The organism is Polaromonas naphthalenivorans CJ2, from assembly GCF_000015505.1.
Classification (GTDB): domain Bacteria; phylum Pseudomonadota; class Gammaproteobacteria; order Burkholderiales; family Burkholderiaceae_C; genus Polaromonas; species Polaromonas naphthalenivorans.
Genome location: NC_008781.1, coordinates 1,684,573 through 1,705,885, shown reverse-complemented (window position 1 = coordinate 1,705,885; position 21,313 = coordinate 1,684,573). Strand labels below are relative to the sequence as shown.

Here is a 21,313-nt window from a genome sequence, read left to right as displayed (position 1 = left end):
AATGTCCTTTTAACGATGGATTGAAAAATGAATCAGCGGCCCCCAACGGGGCTGATTTTTACGAGTCCCTGACTTTACCCGCAACCAGCCACAGCAACCGGTCCGCGCGCGACGCCAGCAGGCGATTTTGCTCGACCACCAGCAGCGCCAGGCCTTCGCGCCTGAGGGCCAGCAGCGCATCGCGAATCGACTCGACCAGCACCGGCGCAATGCCTTCGCAGGGCTCGTCGAGCAGCAGGATTTTCGGGCCGGTCATCAGGGTGCGGGCAATCGCCAGCATCTGCTGCTGGCCGCCGCTCATCTGCGCGGCGGGCCGGCTCAAGAGCGTTTTCAGGACCGGAAACAAATCGAGCGCCCGCGCTTCATGGGCCTTGGCATCGCGGCCCGCAGCCACATGCAGGTTCTCGCGCACCGTCAGTTCGGTGAACAGCCGGCGGTCCTCGGCCACATAACCCAGGCCAGCCTGCGCGCGCCGATGGATTTCCCAGCGCTCGATGGCCACGGCGCCCGAGGGCAGCTGGTAGCGAATGGCGCCTTCGGTGCGCACTTCCAGGCCCATGATGGCCTTGAGCAGCGTCGATTTGCCCGCGCCGTTGAGCCCCTGCAGCACCACCAGCTCACCGGCAGCCACGCGCAGCGACACCCCGAACAGGGCTTGCGCAGGGCCGTAGAAAGCGCTGAGCTGGTCCAGCTCAAGCATGCTCGCCTCCCGGGTCCAGGCTTTCGCCCAGGTAGAGCCGGCGCACTTCGGCATCGCGGGAGATTTCCTCGAACGAGCCCTCGGCGGCCAGCCGGCCTTCGATCAGCACCAGCACCCGGTCGGCCACGCCGGCCACTGCGTCCATGTTGTGCTCGGTGTAGAGCACGGCCATGCCCTGCCCTGCCAGCTGTTTGACCCGTTTCATCAGGCTGGCACGCTCGGCTTCGGCCAGGCCGGCGGCGGGTTCGTCGAGCAGCAGAAGCCGGGGGCGGGCGGCCAGCGCCATGGCCAGTTCGAGCCGCTTTTTGGCGCCATAAGGCAGGCTCAGGGCATCGTCATGGGCGAGCGCGCGCAGGCCGGTTTCCTCAAGCAGCGCCTCAGCCGCTTCGCGCGATTGCCCGTCGAGCCTTTTGAAGGCCGAAATGGCCTTTTGCGCAATACCAGCTTGCATAGCCAGCTGCACATTTTGTAGCACCGTGAGGGCTTCAAAGACCTGCGCCACCTGGAAGGTGCGCGCCACGCCGTGCCGCAGGCGCTCGGCCGGAGCGAGTTTTTCCAGCGCCTGGCCGTTCCACAGGATGTGCCCGCCGGTCAGCGGATACTGGCCGGCGATGCAGGCAAAGCAGGTCGATTTGCCAGCGCCGTTGGGGCCGATCAGCGCCACGCATTCGCCTGCGGCCACCTCGAAACTCACGCCATCGACCGCGTGGATGCCGCCGAAATGCTTGACCAGTTGCCGGACCTGCAGCATCAGCGGCTCCCCGCGATGGCACGCTGGCGCCGCCCGGCCAAGCGTGAAAGCAGGCCCAGCAGCCCCGACGGCGAAGCCACCATGATCAGCATGATGAACACGCCCAGCAGGCCGCGCCAGTAAGTCACTTCGCGGCCCAGCTCGGCGCTTGCATACGTCAGCACCAGGCTGCCGACGACCGCGCCCCAGAGCTGATGCACACCGCCCAGCAGCACCACCAGCAAGGCATCGACCGAGGTGGAGACGGCCGCCAGCGACGGAAACACCGCCCCTTTATGGGCCGCAAACAGCCCACCCGCCAGGCCCGCCAGCACCGCGCTTTCGACAAAAACGCGGTATTTCAGCCAACCGACCGACAAGCCGGACGCCGCCGCGCGCAACGGTGCATCACGCACGGCCTGCAGCGCCGCCCCCATCACCGACCGGCTCAAGAACCGCAGCGCGAACACCGCGATCAAGGCCAGTGCCACCAGCAGCGCATAAAAAACCGGCCGGCCGTCGTCGGTTACCAGCGCGAGGCCGATCAGCCCGTTGTCGCCGCCCGTCAGGCTCACCCATTGCGCCGCGCCGGCCCAGACCACCTGCGCCAGCGCCAGCGACAGCATCGCCAGGTACACGCCGCTGCTCCTGACCACCGCCGCGCCGAACACGCCAGCGACGGCCAGCGCCGCGCCGCAGCCAGTCGCCAGCGCCACCGGCAGCGTTGCGCCCCACAGGCTGTGCGACAGCGCCGCGCCGTAAGCGCCGAGGGCAAAAAACGCCGCATGGCCAAAGCTGACCAGCCCGCCCAGCGCCATCATGGACTGCAGGCTGATGCCGAAGATCATCAGGATCAGCGCATCGGCGGCGAGCGTCTGCCAGTAGGCCCCGCCCGACCAGGCCAGTCCAGCCAGCAACACGAAGGCCAACGCAATCACCGACGTCCAGGCGCGCCCCAGCCGAAGGCCGCGAAACTTCTGCGCCGCCTCCCGATGGCCGCCCTGCTCTGGCGAACTGCCCTTGAGCCCCTGCGGCCGGAACACCAGCACCACCGCCATCGTCAAAAACACGACGACCAGCGTCGCTTGGGGAAACGCAGCGGTGCCAAAGGCATGCACCAGGCCAATCAACAGGGCCGCGACAAACGCGCCGCCGATGCTGCCCAGCCCGCCGGTCACGACGACCACGAAGGTTTCGACGATCACGTTCATGTCCATTTGCAGATGCGCCGGTTCGCGCGGCAACTGTAGCGCGCCGCCCAGCCCGGCCAGCGCGCAGCCCAGCACCACCGCGCCCAGCATCAGCGGCCTGGGGTTGACGCCCAGCGCGGCCAGCATCGAGCGGTCCTGCGTGGCGGCGCGCAGGCGCTGACCAAACAGCGAACGGCGAAGCAGCACATGCAGGCCCAGCCAGACCAGCGGCCCGAGCGCAATCATCGCCAGCTGGTACACGGGGAAAAATTCGTCGCCGATCTGCACCGAGCCCTTGAGCCCCGGAAAACGCGGCGCAAACACCTCGTCCGGCCCGAAGCCCCACTGCATCGCGTCATGCATCGCCAGCGTGAGGCCGAAGGTGGCGACCAGCTGGTACAGCTCGGGGGCGTCCGACATTCGCCGCAACAAGAGATATTCGGCTATTGCGCCCGCCAGTCCTGCGCAGGCAGCTCCTAAAAAAATAGCAATCAGGTACAGCAGCCCACTTTCGCCCCAGGCCGGAAACCAGTTCGTCACCCAGTGCGCGGTGAACAGCGCGCCCAGCATGAAAAAACTGCCATGCGCGAAATTGACGATGCGCGTGACGCCGAAAATCAGCGTCAGCCCCGCCGCCATCAGGAACAGCGTCGTGGCATAAGACAGTCCGCCGAGCAGCTGGACGACGGAAAAAGTCACCGGCTCAATCTAGCCAGGTCGTGAACTCCGCCGCGCTCACGCGCGGCGTGCGAAAGGTGTTGACGAGCGCCGATTCGTCGGCATAGCCCAGTGAAATGCCGCACACCAGCATCTCGCCCTCGCCCGCGCCGATGTGCGGCAGGATGATTTTCGCAAAGCCGTTCCACGCGGCCTGCGGGCAGGTGTGCAGGCCGTGGCCGCGCGCGGCGATCATGAAGTTTTCCATGAACATGCCGTAGTCCAGCAGCGAGCCCCGGCCCATCACCCGGTCCAGCGTGAACATCAGGCCCACCGGCGCATCGAAAAACCGGTAGTTGCGCTGGTGCTGCGCATGCATCTTGTCCTTGTCGCCCTTGGTGATGCCCAGCAGCCCATACAGGCCCCAGCCGTTTTCGCGCCGGCGGTCAATGTAAGGCGACACCCATTTTTCCGGGTAGTAGTCGTACTCTTCCCTGTATTCGGAAGCCAGCGCCGGGTTGTCGCGCAGCGCGTCATGCGCCTGGCAGACCTTCTCGCTCAAGCTGTCCTTGCTGGCGCCCTGCAGCACATAGGCTTTCCACGGCTGGGTGTTCGTGCCCGACGGGGCGCGGCTGGCGAGTTCGAGCAGATGCAGGATGGTTGCCCGGGGCACCGGCGTCGGCAAAAACTCGCGCATCGACTGACGGCTTTCTATCGCATGATCCACCGCGTTGACGGGCGGCTGGCAGGCGCTGGCAGGCGCATCGTCAGGGGCAAAATCGCCAGCCACGACAGGGTGGGAAGAATGGGTTGGTTTCACTTCAGCAGCTCCAGTACAGACAATAATTCAGGGGGCAAGACGGCGGGCCGGCGCGTGGCGCGGTCCACATACACATGGATGAAATGGCCTTTGGCGGCGCACGACAGGCTTTCGTCAGCGGCAAACAGCGCGACCTCGTAACGCACGCTGGACGCGCCGATGTGCGCCACGCGAATGCCGGCGACCACGGGTTCGGGAAAGGCCAGCGGCAAAAAATAGTTGCATTGGGTTTCAACCACCAGGCCAATCACGCTGCCGGCATGGATGTCGAGCGCGCCGCGCTCGATCAGCAGGCCGTTGACGGCGGTGTCAAACCAGCTGTAATAAACGACGTTGTTGACATGGCCGTACAGGTCGTTGTCGGACCAGCGGGTGCCGATGGCGCGAAAAGCTTTGTAGGCATGGCGGTATTCGGCCTGGGGGCGTGGAGTCAGGGTCATTGAAGCGCCATTTTGCCAGTGCATCAGCGCGCCGATTGCCATTTCTGCCAATACGCCAGCGCCACCCGGTAGGTGTTCATCTGCACCTGCACGGTTTCATCGATGTTGACGCCGTAGCCGCCCGCCATCGAAAAAGCCAGCGGAATGCGGCGCTGCCAGGCCCAGTCAAAGACGCGGCGGTCGCGCGCTTCGAGCCCGTCAAAGCTCAGGCTCAACCGCCCCAGCCGGTCGCCTGCAAACGGGTCGGCGCCCGCCAAAAACAGGACCAGGCCGGGCTCGAAGCGCCGCTCCAGCTCGTCCAGGGCATGCTCCAGCGCCTGCAGGTAGGGCGCGTCCAGGCAGCCGTCGGGCAGCTCGACATCCAGGTCGCTGGCTTCCTTGCGGAACGGAAAATTCTTTTCACCGTGCAGCGACAGCGTGAACACGCTGGCGTCGCCGGCAAAAATGCTGGCCGTGCCATTGCCCTGGTGGACATCGAGGTCAATCACCGCGACCTGCAGCGGCTGCCTGGCCTGGCGATGCTGGCGCGCCCATTCGGCCTGCATCAGCCGGGCGGCCACCGCCGCATCGTTGAAAACGCAAAACCCGCCGCCCTTGTGGGCATAGGCATGGTGCGTGCCGCCGGCCAGGTTGGCCGCGATGCCTTCAGGACGCGAACCTGGAGCCAGCCCAAGCGCCCTGCGCGCCGCCGCCACGGTGGCGCCGGCCGAACGGCGCGCGCGCTCGGCCATGCCTTCGCTCCAGGGAAATCCGATCTCGCGCTGGGCCGGCGCAGGCAGCGTGCCGTGGGTGATGGCCTGTATATAGGCAGGCGCATGCACCAGGGCCAGTTCGCCATCGCTGGCGGCCGGTGCCTGCATCATCCGCACCGCCGGCAGTTCGCTGACCAGGCGCTCGCGCAGCAGCTTGTATTTGCGCATGGGAAAGCGGTGCCCGGTGGGCAGCGGCAAAACAAAGTTGTCGGCGTAGAAAGCTTGCACGGGCCGTTCATCCTCAAATAACTGATTTAAATCAGAGTAACGCATCTAGATTGCTGCGATGCAACAGAAAACGGTTGCAATGTCACGCGTTTCTCCTATAATTATTTCCATGTTGCAGTGCAGCAATTCAGCGCAAAGCAACTATCAACCTTAACTACATATTGGAGATTACTTATGCTGACCGCTGAACAACTCATGGCCTCCCACAAAGCCAACATCGAAACCCTGTTTGGTTTGACCCAAAAGGCCTTCGAAGGCGTCGAAAAGCTGGTTGAACTGAATGTTCAAGCCACCAAGGCTGCACTGGCCGAAACCGCCAACAACGCGCAAGCCGTGCTGAACGCGAAAGACGCACAAGAACTGTTGGCCCTGCAAGCCAGCATGGTCCAGCCCCTGGCTGAAAAAACCGCTGCCTACAGCCGTCACCTGTATGACATCGCCCAATCCGCCGGTGCTGAATTCAGCAAGACGCTTGAAGGCCAGACCGCTGAAGCCCAGAAGAAGTTTGCCGACCTGGTTGAAAGCGCCACGCAAAATGCACCTGCCGGTTCCGAAACCGCAGTGACCATGATGAAAAGCGCCATGACCGCTGCCAACTCCGCCTTCGAGTCGGTGCAAAAAGCCGTCAAGCAAGCCGGCGACATGGCCGAAACCAACTTCAACACGGTATCCGAATCCGCCGTGAACGCTTCCAAAAGCGTTTCCAAGAAGCGTTAATTTTCAATGAGCTTTCGGTGCCCTGCGCACCTTGAGAGTTCATGGAGCCTGCTTCCTGAAACCAGTTCAAACGGGCTGGCTTCCAATCAGTTGTCTCCTCGGTTCCCTGCAGAAACATCAGGTTTCGAGGTTCCGTTAAGCCCAATCGCGAGATTGGGCTTTTTTTTGATCAAATCAGGCGTTTGCGCAGGCGCAGCAAGCACAGGCAGCTATCGAAAGAAGAGCGGGCACAACACCGCATTCAAGGAACAGCCAGCATGCCGGCGGCCAGCTTCGCCTTCAGCGCCGGAAGCGCCGCCAGCATCGCCGCCCGGCCCGAATCGATGGCCAGCTTGCGGGCCGAAAAATCGGCGCTCTTCAAGCCAACCAGCGAAGGCCGCACCACCACATCGGCTTCCCTGAGTTCGTACTGGTTGATGCTTTTTCCCATGATGGCAAAGGTCTGCAGCAAAATCTGCAGCGTGCCTTCGGCCGGGTTGCCCTCGGGCGGACTCGAAATGTCCACGGCAATCACCACGTCGGCGCCCATCTGCCGGGCAAAGCGCACCGGCACCGGCGACACCAGGCCGCCATCGACGTATTCATGGCCGCTGATCTTCACCGGCACGAACACCGCCGGCACCGCGCTGGACGCCCGCACCGCCGTGCCGGTGTCGCCGCTGCGAAACAGCACCGCCTTGCCGCTGTTGAGGTCGGTGGCCACGATGCCCAGCGGAATCACCATGTTCTCGATCAGCCGCCCGCCCACCAGCTGGTTGACATAGCGGCCCAGCGCATCACCGCGAAACATGCCCTTGCCAATAATCGGCAGCATCCAGTCGGTAATGGCCACCTCTTCCATGCCGAGCGCGGTCTGCTGCAGCTGGGCGCTGGTCTTGCCGGTGGCGTAAATCGCCGCGACCAGGCTGCCGGCCGATGTGCCCACCACGACCTGCGGCCTGAGCCCAGCCTCTTCAAGCACCGCAATCACGCCGACATGGGCAAAACCGCGCGCCGCGCCGCCGCCCAGCGCCAAGCCGATCTTCAGCGGCTTCCTGAGGGCTGGCGCCGTGCCGACATCCGGCGCAACCGGCTTGACGGGCGCCACCGGCGTCGAAGTGCAGCCCGCGACCAGCAAGGCAGGAAGCACCAGTTTTGCCAGCCACCCCAGCATGGGCCTGCAGGCCACGGATACGCCAGCCGCCCCAAAGATATTGCGACTAATTCGCATTTGCATTAAACTCATTAACTTTCAAGCCTTCAGGATTTTTCAAGATGATCAAAAGAGCGCCAATTTTTACCGGTCTTGCCCTTGCTGCCGCTGCCTTGTTCGGTGCCGCCGGCAGTGCAAGCGCCCAGGAACAGGTTGTCAACCTGTATTCTGCCCGCCACTACCAGACCGACGAGGCGCTGTACAGCAACTTCACCAAGGCCACCGGCATCAAGGTGAACCGGGTGGATGCTGACGATGCCGGCATCCTGGCGCGTCTCAAGGCCGAAGGCGCGGCGTCGCCAGCCGACGTGATTTTGCTCGTTGACGCCGCCCGCCTCTGGAAAGGCGATGTGGACGGCCTGTTCAAGCCGATCAAGTCGCCCGCGCTTGAAGCGGCCATTCCGGTCAACCTGCGCGCCAAGGCAGGCGCCGAAGGCACGACCTGGTTCGGTTTCTCAACCCGCGCCCGCGTCGTGGTGTACGACAAGATGAAGGTCAAGAAGGCCGACGTTGACACCTACGAAGAACTCGCCGATCCGAAAAACAAGGGCCTGCTGTGCACCCGTTCAGGCGCGCATCCCTACAACCTGTCGCTGTTTTCGGCCGTCACCGAGCACTTGGGCGAGGCCAAGACCGAGCAGTGGCTCAAGGGCCTGGTCGCCAACATGGCGCGCGACCCCAAGGGCGGCGACACCGACCAGATCAAGGCCGTGGCCAGCGGTGAATGCGGCGTGGCGCTGACCAACTCGTACTACCTGGCGCGCATCATGCGCTCGAACGCCCCCGAGGACAAGCTGGTGGCTGACCGCATCGGCGTGGTGTTCCCGAACCAGGAAAGCTGGGGAACGCACGTCAACATCGCCGGTGCCGCCGTCGCCAAAAACTCCAAGAACACGGCCAATGCCGTCAAGTTCATGGAATACCTGGCCAGCCCCGATGCGCAAAACTATTTTGCCAACGGCAACAACGAATGGCCTGCCGTGCCCGGCGTGCAGCTGAGCAACCCGGCGCTCAAGGCGATGACCGGCGGCAGCTTCAAGTCGGAAACCATTCCGGTCAGCGCCATTGGCTACAACCAGACCAAAGTCCAGCAGATGCTGGACCGCGTGGGCTACAAATAAGCAAGACAAGCGCTTGCATTTGCCCCAAGGCCCGGCTATTCAAAGATGGCCGGGCTTTTTCATGCGCCATAATTGACGGTTGGATTGACGTTGACGTAAACGTCAAACCGCTTTGTGCATCCCCTCGCTTTCCCATTTTTTTCAACCTTTCAATTTCAAGGAACATCCCATGGACATCGCAGGCAAAGTATTCATCGTCACCGGTGGCGCATCAGGTCTGGGTGAAGGCACTGCGCGCATGCTGGTCGCCAACGGCGGCAAGGTCGTGATTGCCGACATGCAGGCTGAAAAAGGCGAAGCCATCGCCAAGGAACTGGGCGACGGCGTTGCCGCTTTCGTCAAGTGCGACGTGAGCCAGGAAGCCGACGGCCAGGCCGTGGTGGCCAAGGCCGTGTCCATGGGCAAGCTGATGGGCCTGGTCAACTGCGCCGGCATCGCGCCCGGCGAGAAAACCATCGGCAAAAACGGCGCGCACACGCTGGCGACCTTCACCAAGACCATCACCGTCAACCTGGTGGGCAGCTTCAACATGATCCGCCTGGCCGCCGAAGCCATGGCCAAAAACGAACCCGAAGCCACCGGCGAGCGCGGCGTCTTGATTTCCACCGCCTCCGTCGCCGCCTACGACGGCCAGATGGGCCAAGCCGCCTACAGCGCTTCCAAGGGCGGCGTGGTCGGCATGACGCTGCCCATTGCCCGCGACCTCGCGCGCAACGGCATCCGCAACATGACGATTGCCCCCGGCATTTTCGGCACGCCGATGATGTTCGGCATGCCGCAGGACGTGCAGGACTCGCTGGCCGCCGCCGTGCCCTTCCCTTCGCGCCTGGGCACCCCGCTGGACTACTCCAAGCTGGCCAAGCACATTTTTGAAAACGACATGCTCAACGGCGAAGTGATCCGCCTGGACGGCGCGATTCGACTGGCACCGCGCTAAGCCCCGGCACTTTCCGGATAAATCCAAGGAATGTTCTGACCGTCCGTACGGTCAGAACGTCACCGGAAACGCCGCCTTGGCTTAATTACGCTTGAACGCCACTTTAATTCCCTGCTCAAGGCGTTTGTGCCCCATACTTGCTGCACTGCAACATTTTTAACAAGGGCCATCACATGTTCACCAACACTCCTTTCGAATCCATCGCCAAAACCATGAAGGAAAATGCGGAGAAGTTCAACCCCGCCGCTTCCCAGGAAGCGTTCAAGCCGGTGATGGAGCAACTCAAGGCCTGGGGCGACCTGGCCCAGAAGCAAGCACAGGGTGCGCAAGCCGCCGTGGCCGAAACCGTCGAGTCCTTCAAAAGCATCAAGGAGCCGCAAGCCGCTTTTGAAGCCATGAAGGCATCTGCGGAAAACGGCATTGCGATGGCGACACAGAACCTGAAAGATGTCACGGCCCTGGGCGTTGCACAATTTCACTCCAGCGTCGATGCGTTCCAAAAGGCCCATCCAGCACCGGAAGCTTTTGCAACCGTGGGCAAAGGCCTGAAGGACGCAGCATCCAAGGTGGAAGAAACCCTGGAATCTGCCCTGAAGAATGGCGCTGCCGCAGTCAAGAAGGCACGCGCGTCTTAAGCCAGGCAGTCTTGCGCCGCCTGCAACGGGCGGCGCTGTCTTTACTCTCTTTTTGATAGCTGGCTGCGCCCGCTCCTCTTGCGCAGAAGGCCTGAATGGCCATTAAATAGCAGCGCTTCCCTTTCCAGACCTCCCAGCCTCACGTACCATGGCTCCTCATTACTTCCCGAGGAGATTGCATGAAACGCCTGCTGACTTCCGTTGCCCTGGCTGCCTTGCTGGCGGCCTGCGCCAGTTCTCCGACCAGCCCGTTTGCGTACACCGCGCCCACCCAGCAGCCTGAGGGTTCGTCGGGTTTCACGCCCAAGCCCGGCTGGGCCACCACCAAATTTGCCGTCGCAGCCGCCAATCCGCTGGCAACCGATGCCGGCTACCAGATCCTGAAGGCCGGCGGCTCGGCGATTGATGCGGCAATTGCCGTGCAAATGGTGCTGACCCTGGTCGAGCCGCAGTCCAGCGGGATTGGCGGCGGCGCGTTCCTGCTGCATTCCAACGGCCGCGCGGTCGAGGCCTTTGATGGCCGCGAAACGGCGCCGGCTGCGGCCGATGAAAAACTGTTCCTGGGCGCGGACGGCAAGCCAATTCCGTTTTACGAGGGCGTGGTCGGCGGCCGCTCGGTCGGCACGCCGGGCACGGTACGGATGCTGGAAATGGCGCACCAGCAATACGGCAAGCTGCCGTGGGCGCAGCTTTTTGCACCGGCCATCGAGCTGGCCGACAACGGCTTCAAGGTCAGCGCCCGGCTGAACATGCTGCTCAAGGATGAAAAATACCTGAAGAACGACCCCACGGCGGCGGCCTACTTCTACAAGGCCGACGGCACGCCGGTCGATGCCGGCGCCACCCTGCGCAACCCGGCGCTGGCCGACGTGCTGCGGCAAATCGCCAGCAAGGGATCGAACGCGCTGCTCACCGGCACCGTCGCGCAGGCCATCGTCACCAAAGTGCAGGGCCACGCGAGTAATCCCGGCAAGCTGGCCCTGAGCGACCTGGCCAGTTACCAGGCCAGGAAGCGCGATCCGATCTGCTCCGACTACAGCGCCAACGCCCAGGCCTACCGCCTGTGCGGCATGCCGCCACCGAGTTCGGGCGCCATCGCCATCGGTCAAATCCTGGGCATCCTGAACAACACGCCGGCCGCCACGCTGGGGCTGGTGGCTGGCATGGGCGGCGTACCCGGCACCACCGGACCCACGCCATCGGCCGACTGGCTGCACCTGTACACCGAAGCCTCACGGCTGGCCTTTGCCGACCGGGCTCAGTACCTGGGCGACCCGGACTTCGTGCAGCCGCCTGGCGGAAGCTGGATGAGCCTCCTGGCGCCCGGCTACCTGAGCGAGCGCGCCAAGCTGATCGAGACCGCCGGCCCGAGCATGAAAACCGCCAAGCCCGGCGTTCCGGGCGTCGTCAAGACAGCCTACGCGCCCATGCCCGAGCAGATTGAGCACGGCACCTCGCACATCAGCATCGTGGACAGTTTTGGCAATGCGATTGCCATGACCACGACGATTGAAGACCAGTTCGGCTCGCGCCTGATGACCGACGGCGGCACCAAGAAGGCCGGCGGCTTTTTGCTGAACAACGAGCTGACCGACTTCAGCTTCGCGCCGGTGGATGCCGAAGGCAAGCCGGTCGCCAACCGCGTGCAGGCCGGCAAGCGGCCGCGCTCGTCGATGGCGCCGACGCTGGTGTTCGACAAAAACACCAACCAGCTAGTCATGAGCGGCGGCAGCCCCGGCGGCGCGCTGATCATCCACTTCACCGCCAAGACGATCTATGGCGTGCTGAACTGGGGCCTGATGCCCCAGCAGGCGATTGACCTGCCCAACTTTGCGTCGCTGAACGGCCCGACCCTGCTGGAGGAAAAGCGCTTTGCACCGGCCACGGTCGAAGCCCTGCGGGCGCGCGGCGCCGAAGTGCGCGAGCAGGCGATGACCAGCGGCCTGCAGGCCATCACGCGCGGCCAGGCCCATGGCATGCCGCTGTGGCTGGGCGGCGCCGACCCGAGGCGCGAAGGCCTGGTGATGGGCGATTGATAGCCAAAAATGCCTTTTGCGCACGTCTGGCGGGCGAAGACAGCTATGTTTTCAGTAGCGTTCCGCTAGCAAAAGCAGGCATCAGGTTTGCAGGGGCTGGGCCGGCGTATTCGGTCCGGCGGTGCCGATGCGCTCGTATTCCGAGATCACCTGCGCGCCCAGCAGCAGCAGCGTGGCTGCGATTTCCAGGCTCAGCAGCACGACGATGGCCGTGGTCAGCGAGCCATACACCACGCCGACCTGTGACAGCGTGGCAAAGTACCAGACCAGCACATGGCGCGTCACTTCCCAGAGCAGCGCCGCCGTCACGCCGCCGATCAGCGCGCGGCGCAGCGACAACTGGCCGACCGGCATCACCAGATAGACCGACGTCAGCACAAAAATCTCGCCCGTCAGGCCCAGCAGGTACAGCAGGACGCCCGAAAACCCGCTGAGCGACCAGCTCCAGCCCAGGAATTCGATGCTCTTGTCGCCCAGCGCCTGAAAGCTTGCGGCCACCAGCGTCACCAGCAGAAAACCCAGCCCCAGGCAAAAGATGTAACAGTAAGGCAGCACGGCCGAAACCAAAAAGTGGCGCCGCCGGATGGCCACGCGGTGCAAAAAAATCACCGACATGGCGTTTTCCAGCACGGTGAACGCCAGCGAGCTGAAAAACAGCATCGTGACCAGCAAGACCCAGCCCATGACTTCGCGGTGCGCGAGGAAATTGGTCAGCTCCTTGACAATGACATTGGATTCCCCCGGCGCCAGCCAGCCGATGTAGCGGCCCAGCGATGCCAGCAGCGCGTCCTGGTCAACCACATGCGACAGCGCAATCGCAATCAATATGAGCAGCGGAACAATCGACAGCAAGGCGTAGTAGGCCACCGCGCCGGCCAGCAGCAGGCCCTGGTTGGCGCGAAAGCCCTTGATGATCTGCAGCGCGAAAGCGCCGGGGTGGCTGAGCACATAAGCGGCCTGCGGTTCAAGGGTCATGGGGTCTGGCCACGGCCATGCGGGGCGGAAAAAGAGTGGCATTCATTATGCGCGGCAGGCTTTGTCACCGGCAGACCGTTTCTCCCGGGCTTGTGTAGGCCGCTATGCTTAAATTGGACTTCAAACTTTGTAATCCATGGCCATACCCCAATCATTCATCCAGGAACTGCTGGCGCGCACCGACGTGGTCGATATCGTCGGGCGCTACGTGCAGCTCAAAAAAGGCGGCGCCAATTTCATGGGCCTGTGCCCGTTTCACGGCGAAAAATCGCCGTCCTTCAGCGTCAGCCCGTCCAAGCAGTTCTACCACTGCTTTGGCTGCGGCAAAAACGGCAATGCCATCAGCTTTCTGATGGACCACGCCGGCATGACGTTCATCGAGGCGGTGAAAGACCTGGCCCAGCAGTACGGCCTGCAGGTTCCCGAAGACGACGTTTCGCCCCAGGACCGCGCCAAAGCGGCGCAGGCGCGCGAGCAGCAGGCGACGCTGACGAGCGTGCTTGAAAAAGCCGGCCGGGCCTACATCAGGAGCCTGCGCACGTCGGAGCGCGCGATCCAGTACTTCAAGCGGCGCGGTGTTTCGGGTGAAATCGCCAAGACCTTCGGGCTGGGTTACGCCCCCGAAGGCTGGCGCAGCCTGGCCAGCGTGTTTCCCGACTACAACAACCCCTTGCTGGTCGAAAGCGGCCTGGTCATTACCGGCGAGCCCGGCGAAGACAACGCCGCTGGCGAGGCCAAGCGCTACGACCGTTTCCGCGACCGGGTGATGTTTCCGATTCGCAACGTCAAGGGCGAATGCATCGGTTTTGGCGGCCGGGTGCTGGGCGACGAAAAGCCCAAGTACCTCAATTCGCCAGAAACCCCGGTGTTCAGCAAGGGCCGCGAGTTGTACGGCCTGTTTGAAGCCCGGACCGCCCTGCGCGAGCATGGCTATGCGCTGGTCACCGAAGGCTACATGGACGTGGTGGCGCTGGCGCAGCTGGGCTTTGCCAATGCCGTCGCCACGCTGGGCACGGCCTGCACGGCCGAGCATGTGCAAAAGCTGTTTCGCTTCACCGAGTCGGTGGTGTTCAGCTTTGACGGCGACAGCGCCGGCCGGCGCGCGGCGCGCAAGGCGCTGGACGCCGCCCTGCCCTTTGCCAGCGACGTGCGCACCGTCAAATTTTTGTTTCTGCCGGCCGAGCACGACCCGGACAGCTTCATCCGCGAGCATGGCCAGGAAGGCTTTGCCGCCTGTGTCGCCAAGGCCGTGCCGCTGAGCCGGTTTTTAATCGAAGCGGCCGCGGAAGGCTGCGACCTGGACACCGCCGAGGGCCGCGCCCACATGGCCAGCAATGCCAGGCCGCTGTGGAGCGCACTGCCCGAAGGCGCGCTCAAGCCGCAGCTGCTGGCCGAAATCGCCGAGCAGGTGATGATTGACAGCCGGGAGCTGCTGCAGCTCTGGCAACCCGCCTCGGGCGGGCGCAAACCGTATTACAAAAAGAATAGCGGCCCGCCCCCGCAGCCCCAGAACTTCCGGCCCGAACACCCTGCGCCCGAGCTGGACCACGGCATGCCCGAGTTCGGGGACTATCCGCCCATGGGCCTGCACGACGAGCCCGATTACGCATCGTCGGAGCCTTACTTTTCGCAGCCGCCCGCCTATTCACCGTCGCCGGCCGCCCCATCGGGCAAACCGGGAAAATTCGGCCGCAAGCCCTTCCCGTCCGGCAGCGCACCGCGCCGGATGACCGGCCGCATCCTGCCGGCCAGCCGTGAAGACCGGGTGCTCAGGCTGCTGCTGACCGAGCCGCAAAGCTGGGACCGGCTCAGCACCGAGGAACATCATTTGCTGCTCGCCCTGCCGGCGCCGCACGGGCCGCTGTTTGCGTGGCTGGAAAGCCAGTTGCACGAGCATGGCCCGCAGTCCTGGGCGGTCCTGCGCGAAGGCCTGCGCGGCCATGCCCATGAACACCATGCCGTGGCCCAGTTTGCAGAAGTGCTTGAAGGCGTGGATTACGACTGGGACGAAACGCGCAGGATACTGATGCAGCTCCAGCAACTCAAGCGCGACAGTGAAATTGCAGAACTTGCCGCCCGCGCGCCCAGCGAGCCCGCTGTTCTGGAGCGTTTGCGCGAACTTCTGGCGCAATCCCGGGCCGAGAAAACACCTCAAAAACCCGCATGAATACAGGCAGAACACAGGCTACTACGGTATAATCCGATTTTTCTCGGCAAGCGCGACAGCAGCACCTCCGGCACCGGCCCCCTTCAGTCAAGGGAAACTCCACCAGGAGACGGCCAACTTCCCGCAAGGACTGCATTCCAAATGTTCGCCCAACCAGCTTGCCCAAAAAATCAAGCGTCCATGTGCTCCCCCGGCACCGGCCGCTTTTATTTTTGACCGCTTCCGCTTGAATCCTGAATGTTTGCCACATGTCCCCTGACTCTGGTCCGGGCGCTGGCGCATGCATGTTGTGGGTACTGAGGTTGAAAAATCCGGAACACCCGCCATATCCATTCAACCCAGTACGCAACATGTCCCGTGAATCAAAAAGCTTCCTGATTCCGCGAACCCTGATATGTCTTTGAAGAAAGTCCCTGCCGTGCAGCCCAAGTCCACCCAAGCCCAACTTCTCGCCGCTGCAGACGCCCTGCTGAAAAGCGCCGCGCCTGCCAAAAAGAAACCCGGCCGCCCGCCCAAGGCTCCGGCCGCAGCAGGTGCGCCCGTAGCCGCCGCTGCCGCCGTCAAGCGCGCGCCCCGCAAAACCAAGGAATCGGGCCTGGACGGTGATGAAGACCTGTCCGACATCGAAGCCGAGTTCGCCGAAGAGCCGGCAGTGGTCGAAGCCACGGCCACCACCGAAAAGGTCAAGCCGCTGCGCATGAAGATCAGCAAGGCCAAGGAACGCGCCTTGATGAAGGAGTTCGGCCTGGACGAAACGGTTTTGTCCGAAGAAGACATCCTCAAGCGCCGCGTGCGCCTGAAAACCCTCATCAAGCTCGGCAAGACGCGCGGCTACCTCACGCACGGCGAAATCTCCGACCACCTGCCCGACAAGCTGGTCGATGCCGAGACGCTGGAAGTCGTCATCAACATGCTCAACGACATGGGCGTGGCCGTCTATGAGCAGGCGCCCGACGCCGAAACCCTGCTGCTGAACAACACCGGCGCCACCGTGGCGACCGAGGAAGAAGCCGAGGAAGAAGCCGAAGCCGCGCTGTCCACCGTCGATAGCGAGTTCGGCCGTACCACCGACCCGGTGCGCATGTACATGCGTGAAATGGGAACGGTCGAGTTGCTGACGCGCGAGGGCGAGATCGAAATCGCCAAGCGCATCGAAGGCGGCCTGATGAAGATGATGGAAGCGATTTCCGAAAGCCCGGCGACGATTGCCGAAATCATGCGGCTGGCCGATGACATCCGCGAAGGCAAGGTCGTCATCTCCACCGTGGTCGATGGATTCTCGAACCCCAACGAGGCCGACGACTATGTGGCCGAGGAAGACTTCGACGAGTTCGACGAAGACGACGATGACGACGGCAAGGGCGGCTCCAAGGCACTGACCAAGAAGCTCGAAGAGCTGAAGAAAGAAGCGCTCAGCCGTTTCGAGAAGGTTGGCGAATATGCCGAAAAAGTCAAAAAACTCTACGAAAAAGAAGGCTACGGCGGCCCGACGTACCTGAAGACGCAAAAAGCCCTCAGCGACGAGCTGATGACGGTGCGTTTTACCGCCAAGACGATTGAAAAGCTGTGCGACCTGCTGCGCGGCCAGGTGCTGGACGTGCGCAAGAAGGAACGCGAGCTGCGCCGCATCATCGTCGAGAAGTGCGGCATGCCGCAGGAAGTCTTCATCAAGGATTTCCCGCCCAACCTGCTGAACCTGAAATGGGTTGAAAAACAGGTCGCCGCCGGCAAGCCGTGGTCCAACGTCATGGCGCGCAACATTCCGCCAATCCAGGAACTGCAGACCAAGCTCGGCGAGTTGCAGGCGCGCGTCGTGGTGCCTCTGCTGCACCTCAAGGACATCAACAAGCGCATGAACGAAGGCGAATCGAACTCGCGCGACGCCAAGAAGGAAATGATCGAGGCCAATCTGCGCCTGGTGATTTCGATTGCGAAAAAGTACACGAATCGCGGCCTGCAGTTCCTCGACCTGATCCAGGAAGGCAACATCGGCCTGATGAAGGCGGTGGACAAGTTCGAATACCGGCGCGGCTACAAGTTCTCGACCTACGCGACCTGGTGGATTCGCCAGGCCATCACGCGCTCGATTGCCGATCAGGCGCGGACCATCCGCATCCCGGTGCACATGATCGAGACCATCAACAAGATGAACCGCCTGAGCCGCCAGCATCTGCAGGAGTTCGGCTTCGAGCCCGACGCCAGCATCCTGGCCGAGAAGATGGAGATTCCTGAAGAGAAGATCCGCAAGATCATGAAGATCGCCAAGGAGCCGATCTCGATGGAAACGCCGATTGGCGACGACGACGATTCGCACCTGGGCGACTTCATCGAGGACGGCGCCAACACCGCGCCGCTCGAAGCGGCGATGCAGGCCGGCCTGCGCGATGTGGTGAAAGACATCCTCGACAGCCTGACGCCGCGCGAAGCCAAGGTGCTGCGCATGCGCTTCGGCATCGAGATGTCCACCGACCACACGCTGGAAGAAGTCGGCAAGCAGTTCGACGTGACGCGCGAGCGCATCCGCCAGATCGAAGCCAAGGCGCTGCGCAAGCTCAAGCACCCATCGCGTTCGGATAAATTGCGCAGCTTTATCGACACGCTCTAAAAATCGGTCAACCCGGCAAAACGGCCAGCGCCTTGCACAAGGCGCTGGCCGTTTTTTTATGGGCGTTTCAGAAGGGAGTGTGTACCCAGCAAGGGATTGCCTCCCGACCCGGACACCAGTATGGTGTTGATTCACGCATCAAACCCACAGGAGGCAACCATGTCCGATCCACTGACGCACTTCAAACCGCTGGACCCTGGGCGCATCAACCCCATCGACCCGGTCGAGCTGGAATACTGGTGCAGGGAACTGCACTGCACCGAGGCTGAGCTGGAGCAAGCGGTGGCCCAGGTCGGCGAGCACATCACTTCGGTGCGCGACTACCTGGCGTCGCGCCACTGAGGCAAAACGTCGTCCTGCGCTGGGCGGACCAAGCGCCGGGCCGATGAAGGAGCGAAGAAGCCTTGGGCTTCATTGCGCAATGATGCTCAGCAACTCCTGCCGGGTGGTCGGGTCTTTCATGTAGCGGTCGTACAGCGGCGACATCCGCCGGATCATCGACGACGTGTCCTTGACCTTGACGAACTGCACGCCCTGCCCCGCAGTGACTTCAAGCGCCAGGGCCACCCGCTTGCTCCATAACTCGCGCATCAGCAAGGCCGACCGGGCGCCCGCTGCTGAAAAAGCGGCCTGCTCTTCCTGGCCGAGCTTGCTCCAGAGCTGGGTGGACACCACCAGCGCTTCGGGCGAAATCACATGGTTGGTGACGAAGACATTCTTGGCGACCTTGTAATGGCCGGTGGACTCGTACGAAGGCATGTTGTTTTCCGCGCAATCGATCTTGCCCTGCTGCAGGCCATCGAGCACATCCTTGTAGGGCAAGGCCACGGGCCGGGCATTGAGCAGCTTGACCATTTCGGTGTAAATCTCGGACTGCTGCACCCGGATGTTGGCGCCCGCCAATTCCCTGACGTTCGTCACCGTCCGGCTGGCGCAATAAAAGGAACGGGCGCCGCCGTCATACCAGCCCAGCACCACGAAGCCGGCCGCCTTCAGGCTGGCGGCAAAACGCTGGCCCAGCTTGCCGTCCAGGTGCCGGAACATGTGCGCCGAATCGGTGAACAGAAACGGCAGGTTCAGCACCTTGATGCCGGGCACCGCATCGGACAGAGGGCCTGCGCTGAATTCGGCAATGTCGATTTCCCCGGCCTTGAGCATCTGCACCGCCTTGGGCTGGTCGCCCAGCGCGGCGTTGGAGAAAATCTCGATCTGGTACTTGCCCTGGGTGGTTTTTGCCACCTCTGCGGCAAAGCTTTTCATGGCCTCGGTGACCGGATAGCCATCGGGATGAATATTCCAGGCGCGCAGCCGGGTCTGGGCCAGGCCCATGCCGGCAGCCAGGACGATTGACAGGCAAAAAAGCCCCTTGATGCTTGTACGCATGTGCTTGTCTCTTGTTGCCATGATCCGGCGGCCGCTGGCCGGTGAGGCCGGAATCTGGCATTTTTATGAATAAAATCAGCCTTTTGTGCATGCTGGACATGCGCAAGCAGCTATCAAATCAGGAGTATTCAATCCAGCTTGATGTTCGCCTCGGAAACGACTTTGGCCCAGCGGGTTTTTTCGCGGTTGAAGAACTCGTCCTGCTGCACCGACGTCATGGTCACCACCTCGGCGCCCTGCCCGGCCAGCTTGGCGCGGATGTCGGGGTTGCGGATGATCTTGATCAGTTCGGCATTGAGCCGGTTGATGATGGCGGCCGGCGTGCCGTTGGCCACCAGCAAGCCCTGCCAGGTGCCTGATTCGAAGCCGCTCAGGCCTTGCTCGGCCAGCGTGGGCACGTTGCCGATCAGCGGCATGCGGCTGCCTTTGGAGACGCCCAATATCTTGAGCTTGCCGCTCTGCACAAAAGGCAGCGTGGCGAGCATGCCGTTCATCAAGACCTGCGTCTGGCCGGCAATGGTGTCGGTAATTGCCTGCGAGCCGCCCTTGTACGGGATGTACTGCCATTTGGCACCGCTGGCGCGCTCGACCGCCACGCCGGCCAGGTGCGGCGCGCTGCCCATGGCCGTGACGGCAAAGTTCAGCTCGGTTTTTTTCGACAGCGCCACCAGTTCCTTGAGGTTGCTGGCCGGCACCGAAGGATGCACGACCAGCAGATGCGGCGAATAGGCCAGCATGGTCACGCCGCGCAGGTCCTTGGCTGGATCGAACGGCAGCTTGGTATACACCGACGGGCTGATGGCCAGCGCGCCGGTGTCGCACAGCAGCAGCGTGTAGCCGTCGGGGGCCGACTTGGCGACGTAATCGGCGCCCAGGTTGCCGTTGGCGCCGGCCTTGTTTTCAACGATGACCGACTGCTTGAGCGCCTCCGACAGGGGCTGGGCAATGGAGCGCGCAATGATGTCCGAGGAGCCGCCCGGCGGGTAAGGCACCACCAGCCGGATCGGCTTGGAGGGCCAGTTTTGCGGCTGCGCGCCGGCCGCGCCGATGCCGAGGGCCAATGAAGCGCCGATAAGATCACGTCGATTGATGGACATATTTGTCTCCTGAATGTTTTTGAATGAAGATGCCGGCTCAGGCAACTTCGTGGTTGGCCATGATTTCCAGGCTGCGCACCAGCGCCGAATGGTCCAGGTCCTGCATGCCGTTGGCGGCGCAAACCTGCATCAGCTGCGCCGCGCCGGCGGTTTGCGGCAGCGCCACGCCCAGCGTTTTGGCACCGGCCAGCGCCAGCCCCAAGTCCTTCTGGTGCAGGCCGATGCGAAAGCCCGGGTTGAAGGTCCGCTTGATCATGCGTTCGCCATGCACTTCCAGAATGCGGGATGCGGCAAAGCCGCCCATCAGCGCCTGACGCACCTTGGCCGGGTCGGCGCCGGCCTTGCTGGCAAACAGCAGCGCTTCGCCGACGGCGGCAATGTTCAGCGCGACGATGATCTGGTTGGCGACCTTGCAGGTCTGGCCGTCGCCGTTGCCGCCGACCCGCGTGATGTTTTTGCCCATCAGTTCGAACAGCGGCTTGACCTGCTCGAAAGTCGCCTCGGGGCCACCGACCATGATGGTCAGGCTGCCGGCCTTGGCGCCGACTTCGCCGCCCGAGACCGGCGCATCGAGGTAATCGCAGCCGAGCGCATTGATCTTTTGCGCGAATTCCTTGGTCTCCATCGGCGAGATCGAACTCATGTCAACGACGGTCTTGCCCTGGCTCAGGCCGCTGGCCACGCCCTCGTCGCCGAACAGCACGGCCGCCACATCGGGCGTGTCGGGCAGCATCAGGAAGACGATGTCGGCTTTTTCGGCAACCTCTTGGGCCGACTTGCAGGCGCTTGCCTGGCCGGTCAGCAGGTCCGGGGGAACCTTGCTGCGGGTCGTCAAAAACACTTCGTGCCCCGCCTTGATCAGGTGCGCGGCCATTGGCGCGCCCATGATGCCCAGGCCGATAAATCCAAGCTTGCTCATTGAAAGACTCCA

At 63.0% G+C, this 21,313-nt stretch carries 19 protein-coding genes; 8 read left to right on the top strand and 11 right to left on the bottom strand.

Annotation, left to right across the window (positions count from 1 at the left end):
- Nucleotides 1–58: 58 nt before the first annotated feature.
- Genes PNAP_RS08080 through PNAP_RS08055 form a run of 6 tightly spaced genes read right to left on the bottom strand, consistent with a single transcriptional unit; the run spans nucleotide 59 to nucleotide 5,517 of the window.
- Nucleotides 59–700, bottom strand: a complete 642-nt coding sequence (locus tag PNAP_RS08080; RefSeq protein WP_011801019.1) for an ABC transporter ATP-binding protein — start codon at nucleotides 698–700, stop codon at nucleotides 59–61.
- On the bottom strand, nucleotides 693–1,451 hold the full coding sequence (locus PNAP_RS08075; RefSeq protein WP_011801018.1) for an ABC transporter ATP-binding protein: 759 nt from the start codon (nucleotides 1,449–1,451) through the stop codon (nucleotides 693–695). The genes PNAP_RS08080 and PNAP_RS08075 overlap by 8 nt, the downstream gene beginning before the upstream one ends.
- Complete coding sequence (locus tag PNAP_RS08070) at nucleotides 1,451–3,319, bottom strand: ABC transporter permease (RefSeq protein WP_011801017.1); 1,869 nt, start codon at nucleotides 3,317–3,319, stop codon at nucleotides 1,451–1,453. Before PNAP_RS08070 ends, PNAP_RS08075 begins: the two co-directional genes overlap by 1 nt.
- Nucleotides 3,320–3,323: 4 nt before the next feature.
- Complete coding sequence (locus tag PNAP_RS08065) at nucleotides 3,324–4,067, bottom strand: nitroreductase (protein ID WP_049763654.1); 744 nt, start codon at nucleotides 4,065–4,067, stop codon at nucleotides 3,324–3,326.
- A gap of 26 nt (nucleotides 4,068–4,093) precedes the next feature.
- Nucleotides 4,094–4,537, bottom strand: coding sequence for an acyl-CoA thioesterase (locus PNAP_RS08060; protein ID WP_157040239.1), 444 nt, complete (start codon nucleotides 4,535–4,537; stop codon nucleotides 4,094–4,096).
- Nucleotides 4,538–4,560: 23 nt separating this feature from the next.
- Nucleotides 4,561–5,517 carry a histone deacetylase family protein gene (locus PNAP_RS08055; protein WP_041376609.1) on the bottom strand — a complete coding sequence of 319 codons (957 nt, stop codon included), beginning with the start codon at nucleotides 5,515–5,517 and terminating at the stop codon, nucleotides 4,561–4,563.
- 174 nt (nucleotides 5,518–5,691) lie between these two features.
- Here PNAP_RS08055 and phaP point away from each other — a divergent pair, with 174 nt between their 5' ends.
- Nucleotides 5,692–6,234, top strand: a complete 543-nt coding sequence (gene phaP, locus PNAP_RS08050; protein WP_011801013.1) for a phasin family protein — start codon at nucleotides 5,692–5,694, stop codon at nucleotides 6,232–6,234.
- A gap of 241 nt (nucleotides 6,235–6,475) precedes the next feature.
- Here phaP and PNAP_RS08045 read toward each other — a convergent pair whose 3' ends face one another.
- Nucleotides 6,476–7,387, bottom strand: a complete 912-nt coding sequence (locus PNAP_RS08045; protein ID WP_041376608.1) for a patatin-like phospholipase family protein — start codon at nucleotides 7,385–7,387, stop codon at nucleotides 6,476–6,478.
- A gap of 101 nt (nucleotides 7,388–7,488) precedes the next feature.
- On the opposite strand from PNAP_RS08045, the gene PNAP_RS08040 reads away from it, so the two are divergent.
- The 4 genes from PNAP_RS08040 (at nucleotide 7,489) to ggt (ending at nucleotide 12,155) form a co-directional block, all read left to right on the top strand.
- Nucleotides 7,489–8,547 (top strand): Fe(3+) ABC transporter substrate-binding protein, encoded by a 1,059-nt coding sequence (locus PNAP_RS08040; RefSeq protein WP_011801011.1) that lies wholly within the window; start codon nucleotides 7,489–7,491, stop codon nucleotides 8,545–8,547.
- A 169-nt stretch (nucleotides 8,548–8,716) separates the two neighbouring features.
- Nucleotides 8,717–9,484 carry a 3-hydroxyacyl-CoA dehydrogenase gene (locus PNAP_RS08035; RefSeq protein ID WP_011801010.1) on the top strand — a complete coding sequence of 256 codons (768 nt, stop codon included), beginning with the start codon at nucleotides 8,717–8,719 and terminating at the stop codon, nucleotides 9,482–9,484.
- Nucleotides 9,485–9,657: 173 nt separating this feature from the next.
- Nucleotides 9,658–10,119 (top strand): hypothetical protein, encoded by a 462-nt coding sequence (locus PNAP_RS08030; protein ID WP_011801009.1) that lies wholly within the window; start codon nucleotides 9,658–9,660, stop codon nucleotides 10,117–10,119.
- Between the two features lie 179 nt (nucleotides 10,120–10,298).
- The gene (ggt, locus tag PNAP_RS08025) at nucleotides 10,299–12,155 is read left to right on the top strand and encodes a gamma-glutamyltransferase (protein ID WP_011801008.1); all 1,857 of its coding nucleotides are present in this window, start codon (nucleotides 10,299–10,301) and stop codon (nucleotides 12,153–12,155) included.
- A gap of 81 nt (nucleotides 12,156–12,236) precedes the next feature.
- Here ggt and PNAP_RS08020 read toward each other — a convergent pair whose 3' ends face one another.
- The gene (locus tag PNAP_RS08020; RefSeq protein ID WP_041376606.1) at nucleotides 12,237–13,130 is read right to left on the bottom strand and encodes a YihY/virulence factor BrkB family protein; all 894 of its coding nucleotides are present in this window, start codon (nucleotides 13,128–13,130) and stop codon (nucleotides 12,237–12,239) included.
- A 136-nt stretch (nucleotides 13,131–13,266) separates the two neighbouring features.
- On the opposite strand from PNAP_RS08020, the gene dnaG reads away from it, so the two are divergent.
- From dnaG to PNAP_RS08005, 3 genes are all read left to right on the top strand, one after another.
- Nucleotides 13,267–15,297 (top strand): DNA primase, encoded by a 2,031-nt coding sequence (dnaG, locus tag PNAP_RS08015; RefSeq protein ID WP_011801006.1) that lies wholly within the window; start codon nucleotides 13,267–13,269, stop codon nucleotides 15,295–15,297.
- A 394-nt stretch (nucleotides 15,298–15,691) separates the two neighbouring features.
- Nucleotides 15,692–17,902 carry an RNA polymerase sigma factor RpoD gene (gene rpoD, locus PNAP_RS08010; protein ID WP_011801005.1) on the top strand — a complete coding sequence of 737 codons (2,211 nt, stop codon included), beginning with the start codon at nucleotides 15,692–15,694 and terminating at the stop codon, nucleotides 17,900–17,902.
- A gap of 159 nt (nucleotides 17,903–18,061) precedes the next feature.
- Nucleotides 18,062–18,244: a DUF3606 domain-containing protein gene (locus PNAP_RS08005; protein WP_011801004.1), complete on the top strand. Its 183-nt coding sequence runs from the start codon at nucleotides 18,062–18,064 to the stop codon at nucleotides 18,242–18,244.
- 69 nt (nucleotides 18,245–18,313) lie between these two features.
- Here the strand turns inward: PNAP_RS08005 and PNAP_RS08000 are convergent, their stop codons facing one another.
- From PNAP_RS08000 to glxR, 3 genes are all read right to left on the bottom strand, one after another.
- Entirely contained in the window at nucleotides 18,314–19,285 is a 972-nt protein-coding gene (locus tag PNAP_RS08000; RefSeq protein WP_157040238.1) for a TRAP transporter substrate-binding protein, read from the bottom strand.
- A 128-nt stretch (nucleotides 19,286–19,413) separates the two neighbouring features.
- Complete coding sequence (locus PNAP_RS07995; RefSeq protein WP_011801002.1) at nucleotides 19,414–20,382, bottom strand: Bug family tripartite tricarboxylate transporter substrate binding protein; 969 nt, start codon at nucleotides 20,380–20,382, stop codon at nucleotides 19,414–19,416.
- A gap of 37 nt (nucleotides 20,383–20,419) precedes the next feature.
- Nucleotides 20,420–21,301, bottom strand: a complete 882-nt coding sequence (glxR, locus tag PNAP_RS07990) for a 2-hydroxy-3-oxopropionate reductase (protein WP_011801001.1) — start codon at nucleotides 21,299–21,301, stop codon at nucleotides 20,420–20,422.
- Nucleotides 21,302–21,313 lie beyond the last annotated feature (12 nt).

Excerpts from the sequence above, each read along its gene's own strand:
- ggt (WP_011801008.1), top strand. The coding sequence starts at position 10,299 with ATGAAACGCCTGCTGACTTCCGTTGCCCTGGCTGCCTTGCTGGCGGCC.
- PNAP_RS08020 (WP_041376606.1), bottom strand. The coding sequence starts at position 13,130 with ATGACCCTTGAACCGCAGGCCGCTTATGTGCTCAGCCACCCCGGCGCT.
- PNAP_RS08040 (WP_011801011.1), top strand. The coding sequence starts at position 7,489 with ATGATCAAAAGAGCGCCAATTTTTACCGGTCTTGCCCTTGCTGCCGCT.
- phaP (WP_011801013.1), top strand. The coding sequence starts at position 5,692 with ATGCTGACCGCTGAACAACTCATGGCCTCCCACAAAGCCAACATCGAA.
- PNAP_RS08075 (WP_011801018.1), bottom strand. The coding sequence starts at position 1,451 with ATGCTGCAGGTCCGGCAACTGGTCAAGCATTTCGGCGGCATCCACGCG.
- rpoD (WP_011801005.1), top strand. The coding sequence starts at position 15,692 with ATGTCTTTGAAGAAAGTCCCTGCCGTGCAGCCCAAGTCCACCCAAGCC.
- PNAP_RS07995 (WP_011801002.1), bottom strand. The coding sequence starts at position 20,382 with ATGTCCATCAATCGACGTGATCTTATCGGCGCTTCATTGGCCCTCGGC.
- dnaG (WP_011801006.1), top strand. The coding sequence starts at position 13,267 with ATGGCCATACCCCAATCATTCATCCAGGAACTGCTGGCGCGCACCGAC.
- PNAP_RS08035 (WP_011801010.1), top strand. The coding sequence starts at position 8,717 with ATGGACATCGCAGGCAAAGTATTCATCGTCACCGGTGGCGCATCAGGT.
- PNAP_RS08030 (WP_011801009.1), top strand. The coding sequence starts at position 9,658 with ATGTTCACCAACACTCCTTTCGAATCCATCGCCAAAACCATGAAGGAA.
- PNAP_RS08005 (WP_011801004.1), top strand. The coding sequence starts at position 18,062 with ATGTCCGATCCACTGACGCACTTCAAACCGCTGGACCCTGGGCGCATC.
- PNAP_RS08060 (WP_157040239.1), bottom strand. The coding sequence starts at position 4,537 with ATGACCCTGACTCCACGCCCCCAGGCCGAATACCGCCATGCCTACAAA.
- PNAP_RS08080 (WP_011801019.1), bottom strand. The coding sequence starts at position 700 with ATGCTTGAGCTGGACCAGCTCAGCGCTTTCTACGGCCCTGCGCAAGCC.
- glxR (WP_011801001.1), bottom strand. The coding sequence starts at position 21,301 with ATGAGCAAGCTTGGATTTATCGGCCTGGGCATCATGGGCGCGCCAATG.
- PNAP_RS08000 (WP_157040238.1), bottom strand. The coding sequence starts at position 19,285 with ATGCGTACAAGCATCAAGGGGCTTTTTTGCCTGTCAATCGTCCTGGCT.
- PNAP_RS08045 (WP_041376608.1), bottom strand. The coding sequence starts at position 7,387 with ATGCTGGGGTGGCTGGCAAAACTGGTGCTTCCTGCCTTGCTGGTCGCG.